This window comes from Paenibacillus sp. 276b (assembly GCF_900107875.1).
Classification (GTDB): domain Bacteria; phylum Bacillota; class Bacilli; order Paenibacillales; family Paenibacillaceae; genus Paenibacillus; species Paenibacillus marchantiae.
The window spans coordinates 2,205,415-2,217,112 of sequence record NZ_FNRR01000001.1; the positions used below are offsets into that span (position 1 = coordinate 2,205,415).

Here is an 11,698-nt window from a genome sequence, read left to right on the forward strand (position 1 = left end):
TGTGACAAACCTCTCAATTAAGAGGGACAGTGTAACCTAGATGGAAGGAGCGAACTTAAAAAATTGGCAGATACAGTCGGGGTCATCGCATCCGTTAGCGTTAGTGTTCCGATCATGAAGGATCTCTTGGTGCTCATAGTACCCTTGAGCTACGACCGTGATGATACGGTCTTCATCGTGCATACGTATGATAGCTGAATCTCCTGCTCCGATGAAGTGGAACTTACCTGCTTCCAGTTCTACCTGTGCGGCAGAAACCAGACCATCCTGAATCTCTCCGTCGGTAAGTTCTCCGGCATTTCCGAAGTATTCAAAACCCTGTGGGAACAAAGGGACTGCGAAGGCTTCTTCTGACTTAAGCGTTTGTTCAGCTAAAGTGCTTTCTAATTCCTCGACACGTTTCGATAAGTCTTTATTTAACTTGACCGTCTCGTCATAGCGCGCGGCTTTTTGGATGATGGCAAGAAAGTCACCACCGTTCATGCTAGGCACTTCAGGGAAACCGAAAGGCTTAAAGGAAATCTGTTTTGTCATTGTTGTTACCTCCGTTGTTTGTTTTACTGTCCCTATAGTGGTCGCTCCATACCAGTTGGTAGTTGCGATTAATTCTGTAACTTCGTCGTGCTCCGTTTCCATGACATCATTCTCGTACTATGTTCGGTCAAAAGTAAAGCTAGTTTAGTGTTGCGGCTAAAGCATTCGACTTCGCCGTTAGTAATACGTGTGAAGCTGGTATTCGGACCCTCGGCAGCATCTTTGTTTCTTGTAAGAATCTCTCATTTCACCAAAGTATTTATCATTATATACTTTGTCACTTTCCCGTAACTCAATACGTTCGTCGCTCCTTAGCACTGAGCATGTCCACTCCGTCTTAGCAGAAACCCGCCCGTCTACTTCGACTAGAGTAGCTTCTGCCAATCAGGTGTTTGTCCCTTGTCTATCCATGACATGTCCATCACAAACCAGACCTCCCAGATAGTTAACGAACAACTAATAGAAGGCCTGGATATTAGCTATAAATAGGCTTGGAACGTAGGGTCATAAACGTGAGTAGCCGCAGAAAGAGTAAGTCTTGATAGAAATTCGTGCGGGGGTAAAACTCAGCAAAGAAGTACAACCTTAGTGGGCAGGATTCAAACCTATCCAGGCTACTATTAAATAGTTGTGTTATTGGTAGGCTCGGTTGCCTCCTCTTTCACTTCTTCCGCTTGTAATGTCCAGTATGCCACCTTTGTAAAGTGAACCCCTGATACCTCACCCAAGATGTTTTCTACAGCGAATACTTCACCTTCCTTTTGATATTTACGGAATATTTTCTTATATTCTTCCTGTACGTCTTTAGCCGCTTTGAGGATTATTTCCACAGGCTTATCTACGCCATCCTCGACAATCTTACCTTTAAGCTTAGGGTCAATCTCGAACCATTCCACCCTCTTAACTTCACCGTTGTCAAGGAAAAAATTAGCTGTTATCTGAACCTTCATTCTTATAGTCACCCTCTTCGTCTGTATACTGGTATTCTTTAAAGTCTTTAATGTGAATCTCAATGCTCTCCATCCATTCACCTTGCTCGTTAAGCATCTGTTCGATCTCCATGAGTTTCTGAAGGTTGTACTTGCTGACCGGAGGAACGATAGATTCCTCACCCTCGTCGTACCGAACCCACCACCTGCGGACAGTCTCGATAGTAAATGTCTGATTGATGAAGTTACCGCAGAGACTGCACCACAGCACCAAAGCCTTATCACATTCCATCTCTTCAGGTGTAAAAGAAGAACGTGCCCCACAGTGGGGGCACTTGTTTAAGAATCCTATCATTCATGTCACCTCTCTATAATGGTCAGCGTATGATTAGCGGAGTTACAAAGCCCTTTCTTCAGGTCTTCAAAACTAGCTTTAAACCTTTTACTTATTTGCGCTCTTGTCTGCTAAGCTGTGGGAAGGTTTAATGAAGGATGCCAGCAATGCAATACCTGCAAAGATTTGTGGTAAAGCGGAAGCGGGAATTGCTGTGTGGAAAATAGCACTCAGCGTACCAGCTACGAATGAACCCGCAATGAGTTTTAACCCGAACCCGATAACCCAACCTACCAAGAGAGCAAACAAAGTTTTAAGTAGAATAGTACTAATAATAATTGCTAACGCTCCTGCAACTCCGACTGCTCCTGCCGCACCAATACCCAAACCTGCCAATAACGCTCCGACTACTTTTTTCATTGTCGAATCTCTCCCTTAAAGTATTTGAAGTAGTCATGCTGATCACTTAATGGCTCGTACTTGATTCCGTTATCGGCGGGATACGACTCAGTGTGAATTACTTTTAATTCCTGAATCTCTTTAGGTATTCCATTAGGGTAAGCCGCACAGGTCATGTTCTCCCGTTCGTCCCTATTAAAGTGCTTGCAGAATATGCAAGGAATTGTAATATCCATTATAAAAATCCCCTCTCCATTACTGCCAATTCCATCTCTTTCGTAAACGTGACTGATTGAGTTTCTTCTATATAAAGGAGCTTCACTTAGACAGGCAAGGCAACGTAAGACGCTTTAGGAAGTTTGCTCCCTCTTACAGAGATATATTGCTCGTTATTAAAGAGATGATTTTATGAAACACATGTTGGCACATCGTTACCACCCCTCACATTTGAATCCACCGTACTGCTCGTACCACTCCCATATCTTCGCATCAATAGGTACTCCGGTTATCTTGGCGGTGAATGTTTCAGGCATCAACTCAATTGGAAACCACTTGGTTGCATAGTTACAAAGGTGGTTCGCAATATACGTCGATTCCGCATTGGTGAGGATTGTCTTCGCTCCGTAGTTGTCAGGGTCAAGGGCAGAGTACGTATAGAACTGTTGTGCTCCAATGTTGTGATAATGAAGCCAGTGCCCAATCTCATGAATGACCGTCCTCAGTTTATTAGGAGAGGACTTCTGTCCAGTATCGTATTCCATTTGAGCAATGACATCAGCGTTGGTGTAGTCATACGTCTTACTTACGACAACCTTTCCAGAGGAAGGGTCAAAGTATCCATTCGCACCATTACCGTTCTCAATCTTAATTGTTAGCTTATGCTTCTGAATCATATCAGCGAAGCCGCCGCAGGTATTCAGGAGTAACGCCAATGCTTCGGTCACATAGTTTGCGGCATCAATCTTCTTAGCGAAGTTTACTGACACTCCTAAGTTACTTGCCCACTTCTCAGCTTCAACAACGGAAGTAAACGGTTGCCACGTAACAGGAAGCTGTATGCCACTTTCCGGTGCGTCCGGTGGTTGTTGGTCTTCGGCTGGCTCTTCGGGCGGGTCAGGGTAGTTACCTAAGTCAGTTGTTCCGGTGAGTACAAGGTTAACGTCAGGCTCAGTAAGGAAGTGGAACATCAACTCAAGGTTCTTTCCGTCTCCGTGTGGTGTGTGGTACTCGAACAGGAACTCTTTACCTGCCACCACTGGATGCGCTACCTGAAAGTACAAGCCTTCCTCGTAGTTCTTGCAATGAATGTTCTTGGCAAGTACCTTTCCGTCCACAGTTAAATTCCAGTAGTCTTCGACGGTATTCATGTTCGTTCTGATGGATACCGCATAGAACTCAAGGTCATGGGACATTGTAAAGGTATCTTTGATCATCCTATCCCCGTTCGCCTTAGCAGGAACCATGATTGCCCTGCCCACAAAATGAGGGTGAGGTTTGGTAGGGTAGTAGGGTGGGTCTAGTCGCCCACCAACAGCATAACGATCTAACATTACTGACCTCCCTCAGTCTTGGAATCCATTATCTCTGTAATCACCCTAAGACGGAACCCACAGGTTGCTTTGAGGTCCTGGAACTCTTCCATAAATTTATCCTTGTGATGTTTTACAAGTGCCAAGCGCCTAAAAGCATCCTTGTTTTCACGGTATCTGGCCTTCTTTCCAGCAAGATGCGTATCCCTGTGTTCGTGGTATTGCATAATCGCCCTTATTCTCCGGTCACAACAAGTGAATAGATGATTACTGCTACATTTTTTTTGGAATGTCTTACCGCTTTTCTTGCAAACCAAGCCCTGTTTTGCTCTAGGTTTGTAAGGCGCAACGGAGGTCATACCCCCTAGTTCTTTAAAGTCAGTTGTCAAGTTAGACCAATTAATAGTTGAAATTTTGGGTATCACTTTAACTACTCCCATCTGTCGGAGAACTTTGTATAGCAAGTACGGAGGGTGAAGATACCTTCTCTTTTCCATGGCTGGCTTTGTTCTCATATCTTTACGAATTCCTATGTAATCTCTGAGCAATCTCCAACCTTGACCAAGTTTCCGTAACGATAATACTTACTGAAGATGATTAAGCTAATCGTCTTCACCGACACCCTTCTTCAGAAGAACACCGCCAACAGAGACGTATCTTGAACCAGCGTATTTTTCCTCAGCTACATCGTTCGAGTCATCCCAATGGGCATTCATCTTGTTTGCGTCATTGATGGTGTTACCGCCTATGTTAAGCAGAACCTCTTGCAATGGCTCATCACTCATGTGTTTCCTCCTAGTGTAAAATAGTTGGTTCGCCGTTCATCTGCTCAACTTGATTCATGACTTGCATCATCTCTTGAGCGAAGGTGATAATCATTGCTGCGGCTATATCAGAATCGACTTCCTCTTGTCGACCGCCATTCTTAGCGATGTTCTTTGCCGTGTGAGCAACCTTTCCCACGATGATTTCTGTGTATTGTTCTGTTGTCATCTTCATAGCTTGTCGCCTCATTCTCTATAGTGGTCGCTACATAGTCTCGGATAGTTGCAAAATCAAATTTTCAAGAGTGCGAAAGCAGAAACGCCCATCTTCTTGCTCAGACCTAACTGCCCTTCATAAACAACTCAAGAGTGGATGGAAAATTCAAAGGACGAATACTCGACCGCTCCGTAGTGACGGTCTTCCTTGTTCCGTTCAATGTCTCCGATTCTCATACGCTGAATGTCCCCGCTTTACGTCCAACCTGAAGCTTGTTAGATTGCAGGATGTAAAGGAGTTGAGCAGTTGTCACAGAACCACCGAACTCACTTTCAATCTCACGAGTCAGAACATCTTGAGCACGTTCAGGTCCCGGCAGGATTGCGGCAGGTTCTTCGACCAAAGTGTAGCTGTGAATACCGTCACCCAAGTTGTCAACACGAATCTTGTAGCCTTGCTTGTACAGTTCTTGGAGACGTGCCGCCCAACGCTGGCTGATTTCGTACAGTTCGTAGTTAGCCAATCCTTTAGAACCTGCGTTACGCAGTGCGTTCAGCACCATCACTCGTTGAGAAGTACGCTTCTGCTTACTAGGGTTGGATTTTGCTGTTGTCATGTGTCCCTGGCTCCGTTTCGATTGTTTGTTTTGCATTACACTCACAGTAGTCAAGCCATCGACGTAAAAAGGTGCGATAAAATAAAAAGACCCCCGAAAGGATCTTTTAGGTCTTCTTGGCTTGAACTCTTGAGGTTAAGTTAACCATCGCCAGAGTAGGTACAGAAGCCGAAACGGGCGGCTGGACTTGGTATGGCTTATCTCCTATAAAGGCAGTAGCGCCATTACCGGACACCGCTATTGTTACGTTTGCCTCCTTATCTACTGCTTCAATGACAAGCACAGTTCTTGGGTTATCGTCGTGGATACCACCCACCTTGGCGTAAACAGGGCATCCTGCCGCTGTTAATCTACTTGCGATATGCTGAACCAGTTCGGAGGTTACATGCGTATGGCTGGTCTTATACTCCCCTACGTTTAATGTGATGGGGTAATCCGTTCCGTTGACAGTAACGACGATGTTGTCATTAGCTCCAGTTTTAATCTCTGTGTCTTGTGCAAGAGAAACGTTTCCCCACACCCTAATCCCTGAAGCTGTTGCCATGTTATCACTCCTTTCAGACTTGCTATCTTCAATATAAGGTACTTACCTTAGTTAGTAACAAATAACAAAGAAGCCGTTATTATGTGGCCTCCTCTTCTTCCTCTTCGTCATCCTTCTCAGCAAACATACCGACTTCATACTCTATACCGAACTTGGAAAGCTTCTTCTTAACCTCTTCCTCAAAGATATCTCTCCAATCCAAAGCACCTTCGTTCATAAGACGGATTTGCTCTTGCGAGAAGTTGCCGCCCCAATAAGGAGATACCTCAATATCCGATTTGAATTGGACTCCTGCATCGTTAGGGATAACATTAGCCATTGTATCTGTAATCGCCTTTAGTACGGCTAGGTCAACGGTCTCAGGGGCATCGAAAATCAACTCGTCGTGTACTTGAAGGACAAGGTGGATATCATCCTTCTCAAGTTGAGACACATAGCCGTTAATTACCCACTCACGACGGTTTAAGCACGTAGTTCCGTCTGGTCGTTTAGGGTAGAACAGTTCCACCATCGCCTTCTTGGATTGGTCAGCGCTTGAGCCCTGGATTTTGGCATTACAACTCTGCCGCTTGCACTTTTCAATTTTCCAGTGCCAACCAGAACGCTTCCACAAATCCTCCTGTTTAGCTTCAGCAATGATCTCACCGAATCTGCGTTTGCGTCCAAGAACAGTCTCAATGTAGCCCTTCTCCATAACCTCTTTGTGGGTTGTTCCTTCCCACCTAAGGTAGTTAGGCATGGAGGACTTAAAGCCGTCAATCAGTTCCTTTGCTTCCTCTTTACTGGATTCAATTTGGTCACTTAAGCCCAAGTCCGTAATACCGTAAATTACACCGAATACTACGGACTTGGTTTTCTTACGAAGTAACTCAAAAAATGCGGAAAGGCGTTCAATGGTCAGACGGACAATCTCCGTAGTAGAAGAGTTAGTGCCCTGTTCTTTACTGTTCATATAAGTTATTGCATAGATAAGTTCATGAGAACCTGCATATTTCGTAATCGCTTCATCTACGTTAATGCTGGTCTCTTCTTCTGAATCCCCCTTGTAACCCCGAATCGTCTCGAACATATCATAGTCGAAGCTGTGAATCTGGCATGTTACCCGACTGTGCATATCAAGCCCTAGCTTGAAGATATCAATGAGGGTTTGTTCCTGAGTAAAGATAGCCAACCAGCGCAATTCCTGTTGCGAGAAGTCTCCGCTAACCAGTAGTCTCCCACTAGGGGCACGGAAGGCATAGCGAATCAGGTCAAATTTAGATGGAATTTGCTGAAGGTTTGGTGCTGAACAGGAAACACGTCCAGTCCTTACCAGTTGGTTGTAGGAACAGTGGATGATTCCTTCTACCGTATCGTCAGGAAGCTTATTACAGAAGGCATCAATTAGCTTCGACAGCCCACGGTATTCCAGAATATAGTCGATAATTTTGTGAGTCTTATCACCAAGGGTCACGGTTACCTTCTTATTTCTTGTAAGTACCTTCTTACTTGTAGACAGCTTAGGTACTTTACGCTTTAGGTCTTTGTCGTAAACCATTTCAGCCTCAAGAATCTTATGATCTACGTATAGTTTGCTGGCTAGTTGTGCGGGGGAGCCTAGGTTAAACTCTTCCAATACTTCGTACTCTTCCTTAAACTTAATCCCTTGTCGCTGTCGGGTTCGTGACTTAATAAGAGTAATCGTTCCGCCTAAGACGGCGAAAATATCTGCCTTAAGTTCGTCCAATTTCTCTTGTAGAACCTTACCAATAATATCTTTCAGAAACTTGGAGTCTAGCTCTACTCCCCGTCGTTCTGCTGTAGCAAAAACAGCCAGCAATGGCATCTCAACTTCTCGGAAAAGACGGTAAACGCCGTCAAGTCCAAAAGATGGATTTTCCACAATGCTTTTTTGATATCTGAACACCCAATGAGTCATGAATACGTCATGGCAAGCATAGTAGTTAGCAAGCCTGTGAGGTATACTATCGAATGTAATCTTGTCGAACATGCTACCGAACCTAAAAGTTGGGCGGCTAAGTTCATCATGGCTCAATTTACCTTGCTCGATTAGCCAAGGAAGAGCGTAAGAGTTGTACCATTCTTTCAGACCTTTTGGTTTATTTTCGTTTAATAAACTGCCCATAATTATCGTGTCCCAATGAATATTAAACGTAATGTCAATATCTGCCCAATTCTTGAGTGCGTGAATGTCAAACTTTGCATTTGCCATGACAATCATATCTTCTTCTTCTAACAATGGTTTAAGGGCGGTTGATACCGCGTCAAATGACAAACATTCAACATTTATCGACATTTCATGTAAAAAAGGGCGCATGGGTATATTAAAATACTCTTCTGATTCAAAACCTATGGAAATTGAGATTAAAGTGTCCCGCCAGTTGTTTAGTCCATAAGTTTCAGTGTCGAGATAGACATAGGCATCGCCTTGATACATCGTTTTATATGCTTTGTAGTAGTTGACTAATCGCTGAAGTAGCTCAGGAGTATTGATGAGCGTGTAATTGTCAGGCATGACGATCGATGCTTCTACGTCTAAGATTTTCTGTTCTTTCTTAGTGAGTTTCTTCGCCTTTTTAACTATTTCTGTATTCTTAGTGCGTGTGGTTCGGGCAGACTTCTTTTCGCCCTTAGTTAAAATGTTGATGACTTCGTTATCTGACATACTCACCCTCCCTATAAATATGAAAATAACGTTGTGATAAATATTATTGACTGTCGTGTTTAAATAGTGGATTTAATAACGAGGGCCGTCTCAGCCCCTTACTCATTACAGATTAGAATGGAAGTTTGCGTTGTGTTGCAGGTACTCCTTGTTGCTCATAGGCTGGCTTAACACCTTGTGGTGCATGATTATAAACGTTAGGTTGAGTCTGGGCACCTGCTACTAACACTTGCATGAAACCTGCAATCTCGTCTGGGCTATGTGGTGTAACTTGCGTTGTAATATCAGGCATCTGGTCGATTAATTCTTGCGTCGGGAACTCCAGAACAGGTTTTCCAGCTTCAGGGTTTGTCACATAGCGTCGGGCACTGTAGGCAGTGTCGGAAGCACCTTTACCAGTGCGGTAAAGGGTTACAAAGTTCTTAGTAGGGTCGCACTCGTCAAGATTGAATTCTTGGTTCAACTTTTGAACATGAGACTTAGCCAAAGAGACGAATTTGACTCTCTTCTCTATAGGGTCATACACACGGAACTTAATCCGCAATGCAGGATATTTGGAAGGGTTTGCTTTGCAAAGTGGGCAAATGTCTTTGCCGGGGCAACGAATGTATTTAGGTGTCAGACCGGATTCATAGTGCTCACGAATACCGAGCAGGTCTTCAAACCAGTCAATGAAGAGCATAGTCATCGGCTTTCCTTCTTCAAAAGTAATGAATTCTGCACCGCCAGAGAGAATTGCTCCAAGACCACGAACGACTGTATTAGACATAATGTGTTTCCTCCAATGTAATTTGTACTTGAGGTTCGCTGACCTCTTATTATTAGTCGTCGTTCCATCTCTTCAAAAAGGAGCGAATGACTTTTCAAGAATTGGATACGATATATTTCAAAGAGATTTAATCTTCTTTTAATATTTCTTACTTAAAATTAGTAGTGTATTTATACCTTTGGATATCTACGTTATTTGCTTCAACTACTAAAGGATTGGGTAACTAATATGATCTGTAAAATTATAGATTTGTTACAAAACCTATTTTAATTGCACTGTTTTACAACATAGTGTATTGACACTACTCTAAGTGCAGTTGTAGAATGTTTCTATCAGAAATTTGAAATATATATAGGAACATTTGAAGGTTTTTTTGGCAAAGTATGTTATACTTTAAACGAGAGAAATATTGAAGCTAAAAAACTCCTAAGACACTCTTACTAATATCTATTTATGTATATTATCTAAGGTAGGTAATTAGGCTGTTACCCCTGACATAATTTTTTTAACGTTTTCATCGCACGGGAAGCATGAGACTTGTTCAAGCCAAGTAAGTTAGAAATTTCTGTTGGCTTCATATCTATCCCTTCCTCTGTAAAGAGCATGAAATCAATGATTCGACGTTGTTGCGGTGTAAACATACAGAGGTTGTTCAAGTAATCCGTTTTTACGTCAGACAGTCCATAGCCTATTTCTTCAGTTGCGTACGAGAAGTAATCGATAGTTGAACCATATTCTTCATCTGCCCCATCGCAAAAATTAACAGAGGTGCTATTTTTGCTAATCATACGATTGTTTTTGCGGTAGTAGTCAAATACTGCACGTTGAACGACAGTGTGAGAGAATGTGAAGATATCTTTCTTAACTTGCCCTTTGTCGATGGCTGTAAGAATACGAAGCACGGCTTCTGATTGAACTTCTTCACGGTCTTCACTTCTCACGCCTTTCAGTATAAATTTGAAGATAGGTGTTAAGGATTCGACATCGAATTTCGATATCGTTGTTTGAGTTGTCATGGTTAATATTCCTCCAATGGTTTCATGTGTAATGTGTTGCCAGTTATATCAGAGGTCGTTGCTTCATCTGAGTAAGATGCGACTAAATTTGAATAGAATTTTGCTTACTGGAACATTGATCCGATTAGGTTCACGTTGTAGGTGTCGAGACGGTCTAGTAAACAAGCATTAAGCAGTTCATTGCTGTCTTTGAGCGCAGGAAAGCTAGGGTAGCGTACACGGTTCACAACGAACCCTGCCCTATCCAGTAAGATTGCGGCGTCTTGCATTCCCTTCTCGCCCGCTTTATCGTTGTCTAGCATCAAATCAATTTCCTCGATGCCAGCCAACTGCAACTCCCGAATTTGATTCCTGAAAAGAATACGTCCGTTAATCGAGATTGCGGGGATATCCACCTGATAGTTGGACATACAGTCAATAGGTGATTCGACCATCCTGACTCGCCTAATTCGGTGTTTCGTGGTTCTAAGTGTGTTAATGAAATGGAGACCAAAAATAATATCTTTCTTTATCGCGCTGCCTTCATTAATGAACTTAGTACCGTGATAGCTGTTGCCTATTTTTCTCTTCTGCACAAAACGGAGTTCTCCGGATCTCGTCCTCTGAGGGAATACAATTGTCGCAGTTGCAGTGTCAACACAGATTTCGTAGGTTTCGAGGGTTCTGTCGTTAAATCCCCTAGAACGCATGTAATTTATACCAGTCTGATAGAGTAGTTCATTACTAGTCCTCGAATCTTTCATGCTAGTAAGAACCCCCTCTTCAAGGTGGGGAATAACGTACTTGTTCCTGCGATTATCTATGAAGTCAACCATATCGAACGTTCTTCGTTTTTCTTCCTCGATGATATAGGTAGAAAGCAAAACTTTAATGCCCTCTCCTTCATTCAGGTCAAGAGCGTTCTCTATTAAAGTGTCAATTGTTCCTAAGTAGCCACAAAAAAAGCAGTTACAGTGATAGGGCGGTTCTTTAGAGATACCAAAAGATGCCCTTGTTTCGGAATGAAATGGACAGCAACTCATGACCCATTTCCCCGTATCATTCAGTCCTGTGAATGCTTTAGGGTTACTTAGAACCTTCGAGAGATGCTGATAAGAGAACCTGAGTTCATCTGTCAACTCTTCAGGATCAATGTACAAGGATTCAAGAATCTCAATATTGGGATCCTCTTGTTTGAGAGAGAGATTAATCACTTCCCTTCCCCCCTATCTGGGCGAAACCGGGAGAGTGGATTTCTATCTCATCCTCGTGAACATCAACGTGAACGTTGAAAAAGTTAGGGAAGTATTGGCAGTGAGCCGTTAACTCCTTACTCTCCTTATACGCTCCTAAGCTGATAGAGTTAAGGTACAGTTGTACCCACATGGGCTAGTCCCTCCCTC

The 11,698-nt window shown here is 43.1% G+C and carries 14 protein-coding genes; all 14 read right to left on the reverse strand.

The annotated features are described in order from the left end of the window. Positions 1 to 36 precede the first annotated feature (36 nt). The 14 genes from BLV50_RS09365 to BLV50_RS09435 all read right to left on the reverse strand — a co-directional run bounded on the left by BLV50_RS09365 (position 37) and on the right by BLV50_RS09435 (position 11,509). The gene (locus tag BLV50_RS09365) at positions 37 to 534 is read right to left on the reverse strand and encodes a hypothetical protein (RefSeq protein WP_143038105.1); all 498 of its coding nucleotides are present in this window, start codon (positions 532 to 534) and stop codon (positions 37 to 39) included. A 620-nt stretch (positions 535 to 1,154) separates the two neighbouring features. Continuing rightward, positions 1,155 to 1,484 carry a hypothetical protein gene (locus tag BLV50_RS09370; protein WP_090807147.1) on the reverse strand — a complete coding sequence of 110 codons (330 nt, stop codon included), beginning with the start codon at positions 1,482 to 1,484 and terminating at the stop codon, positions 1,155 to 1,157. Continuing rightward, positions 1,462 to 1,818: a hypothetical protein gene (locus tag BLV50_RS09375; RefSeq protein WP_090807149.1), complete on the reverse strand. Its 357-nt coding sequence runs from the start codon at positions 1,816 to 1,818 to the stop codon at positions 1,462 to 1,464. The genes BLV50_RS09370 and BLV50_RS09375 overlap by 23 nt, the downstream gene beginning before the upstream one ends. A gap of 87 nt (positions 1,819 to 1,905) precedes the next feature. Next, entirely contained in the window at positions 1,906 to 2,217 is a 312-nt protein-coding gene (locus tag BLV50_RS09380; RefSeq protein ID WP_090807151.1) for a hypothetical protein, read from the reverse strand. 410 nt (positions 2,218 to 2,627) lie between these two features. Next, a complete protein-coding gene (locus BLV50_RS09390) occupies positions 2,628 to 3,608 on the reverse strand; it encodes a hypothetical protein (protein ID WP_090807557.1) in 981 nt (326 codons plus the stop codon). Positions 3,609 to 3,745: 137 nt separating this feature from the next. Continuing rightward, positions 3,746 to 4,240: a hypothetical protein gene (locus BLV50_RS09395; protein WP_090807155.1), complete on the reverse strand. Its 495-nt coding sequence runs from the start codon at positions 4,238 to 4,240 to the stop codon at positions 3,746 to 3,748. Positions 4,241 to 4,327: 87 nt separating this feature from the next. Continuing rightward, positions 4,328 to 4,510 carry a hypothetical protein gene (locus tag BLV50_RS09400; protein ID WP_090807157.1) on the reverse strand — a complete coding sequence of 61 codons (183 nt, stop codon included), beginning with the start codon at positions 4,508 to 4,510 and terminating at the stop codon, positions 4,328 to 4,330. Between the two features lie 10 nt (positions 4,511 to 4,520). Further along, complete coding sequence (locus tag BLV50_RS09405; RefSeq protein WP_090807160.1) at positions 4,521 to 4,724, reverse strand: hypothetical protein; 204 nt, start codon at positions 4,722 to 4,724, stop codon at positions 4,521 to 4,523. A 214-nt stretch (positions 4,725 to 4,938) separates the two neighbouring features. Beyond that, positions 4,939 to 5,322, reverse strand: a complete 384-nt coding sequence (locus tag BLV50_RS09410; protein ID WP_090807162.1) for a hypothetical protein — start codon at positions 5,320 to 5,322, stop codon at positions 4,939 to 4,941. Between the two features lie 106 nt (positions 5,323 to 5,428). Next, entirely contained in the window at positions 5,429 to 5,842 is a 414-nt protein-coding gene (locus BLV50_RS09415) for a hypothetical protein (RefSeq protein ID WP_218135383.1), read from the reverse strand. A 103-nt stretch (positions 5,843 to 5,945) separates the two neighbouring features. After that, a complete protein-coding gene (locus tag BLV50_RS09420; protein ID WP_090807166.1) occupies positions 5,946 to 8,531 on the reverse strand; it encodes a DNA polymerase in 2,586 nt (861 codons plus the stop codon). 112 nt (positions 8,532 to 8,643) lie between these two features. Then, positions 8,644 to 9,300 carry a hypothetical protein gene (locus BLV50_RS09425; protein WP_090807168.1) on the reverse strand — a complete coding sequence of 219 codons (657 nt, stop codon included), beginning with the start codon at positions 9,298 to 9,300 and terminating at the stop codon, positions 8,644 to 8,646. A gap of 485 nt (positions 9,301 to 9,785) precedes the next feature. After that, positions 9,786 to 10,316 (reverse strand): sigma-70 family RNA polymerase sigma factor, encoded by a 531-nt coding sequence (locus BLV50_RS09430; protein WP_090807170.1) that lies wholly within the window; start codon positions 10,314 to 10,316, stop codon positions 9,786 to 9,788. Positions 10,317 to 10,420: 104 nt separating this feature from the next. Continuing rightward, positions 10,421 to 11,509 (reverse strand): toprim domain-containing protein, encoded by a 1,089-nt coding sequence (locus BLV50_RS09435; RefSeq protein ID WP_256337906.1) that lies wholly within the window; start codon positions 11,507 to 11,509, stop codon positions 10,421 to 10,423. Between the last annotated feature and the right edge of the window lie 189 nt (positions 11,510 to 11,698).

Bases quoted from the DNA above. Each gene is read 5' to 3' on its own strand.
- BLV50_RS09365 (WP_143038105.1), bottom strand. From the start codon at position 534: ATGACAAAACAGATTTCCTTTAAGCCTTTCGGTTTCCCTGAAGTGCCT.
- BLV50_RS09370 (WP_090807147.1), bottom strand. From the start codon at position 1,484: ATGAAGGTTCAGATAACAGCTAATTTTTTCCTTGACAACGGTGAAGTT.
- BLV50_RS09375 (WP_090807149.1), bottom strand. From the start codon at position 1,818: ATGATAGGATTCTTAAACAAGTGCCCCCACTGTGGGGCACGTTCTTCT.
- BLV50_RS09380 (WP_090807151.1), bottom strand. From the start codon at position 2,217: ATGAAAAAAGTAGTCGGAGCGTTATTGGCAGGTTTGGGTATTGGTGCG.
- BLV50_RS09390 (WP_090807557.1), bottom strand. From the start codon at position 3,608: ATGTCCCATGACCTTGAGTTCTATGCGGTATCCATCAGAACGAACATG.
- BLV50_RS09395 (WP_090807155.1), bottom strand. From the start codon at position 4,240: ATGAGAACAAAGCCAGCCATGGAAAAGAGAAGGTATCTTCACCCTCCG.
- BLV50_RS09400 (WP_090807157.1), bottom strand. From the start codon at position 4,510: ATGAGTGATGAGCCATTGCAAGAGGTTCTGCTTAACATAGGCGGTAAC.
- BLV50_RS09405 (WP_090807160.1), bottom strand. From the start codon at position 4,724: ATGAAGATGACAACAGAACAATACACAGAAATCATCGTGGGAAAGGTT.
- BLV50_RS09410 (WP_090807162.1), bottom strand. From the start codon at position 5,322: ATGACAACAGCAAAATCCAACCCTAGTAAGCAGAAGCGTACTTCTCAA.
- BLV50_RS09420 (WP_090807166.1), bottom strand. From the start codon at position 8,531: ATGTCAGATAACGAAGTCATCAACATTTTAACTAAGGGCGAAAAGAAG.
- BLV50_RS09425 (WP_090807168.1), bottom strand. From the start codon at position 9,300: ATGTCTAATACAGTCGTTCGTGGTCTTGGAGCAATTCTCTCTGGCGGT.
- BLV50_RS09430 (WP_090807170.1), bottom strand. From the start codon at position 10,316: ATGACAACTCAAACAACGATATCGAAATTCGATGTCGAATCCTTAACA.